At 57.8% G+C, this 702-nt stretch carries 1 protein-coding gene; it reads right to left on the bottom strand.

Translation table 11 applies throughout. From position 1 onward, the window contains the following. The coding region (locus TW77_RS23685) for an Ig-like domain-containing protein (protein ID WP_046007442.1) at positions 1-702 on the bottom strand (702 nt) is incomplete at both ends.

The following is a 702-nucleotide window of genomic DNA, read 5'->3' as shown; positions in this document are numbered from 1 at the left end:
TGCCATCGGTTTCTATCGGTGTCGTGATAGTCACCGCAGAAGGTGCGGCATTGTCCAGGGTAATGGTCTGCGTCGCTGCGGTGGACGTATTACCTGCCGTATCCGCTTGGGTTGCCGACACCGTGAGTGTGCCATTGTTCAGGCCGCTGACATCCAGCTCACTGCCGCTCAGCGTCCAGTTGCCGGAATTATCGGCGGTCACGGTGCGACTGACTGATGAATTATTATCCGTGATGGTCACCGTCACGCTGTTACCCGACTCAGCACCAGAACCGGCGATCAGCACATCGTTGTCTTCGGCCGCGTTGACCAGTCCGTCCGTCTCAATCGGTGTGGTGATGGTCACGGCAGACGGCGCCGCATTGTCCAGGGTAATGGTTTGTGTCGCAGCCGTGGACGTATTGCCCGCCGTATCCGCTTGGGTCGCCGACACCGTCAGCGAGCCATTGTTCAGGCCGCTGACATCCAGTTCACTGCCACTCAGTGTCCAGTTACCGGAATTATCGGCAGTCACCGTACGGCTTACCGAGCTGTTGTTGTCGGTGATGGTCACGGTCACGCTGTTACCCGACTCAGCGCCAGAACCGGCAATGAGTACATCATTGTCTTCAGCGGCATTAACTATCCCGTCCGTCTCAATCGGTGTCGTGATGGTCACCGCAGAAGGTGCCGCATTGTCCAGCGTAATGGTTTGCGTGGCTG

Source organism: Pseudoalteromonas rubra, assembly GCF_000967655.1.
Taxonomy (GTDB): Bacteria; Pseudomonadota; Gammaproteobacteria; order Enterobacterales; family Alteromonadaceae; genus Pseudoalteromonas; species Pseudoalteromonas rubra_A.
The sequence above is the reverse complement of the archived record's forward strand: the minus strand, read 5'-3'. Positions and strand labels throughout refer to the sequence as shown.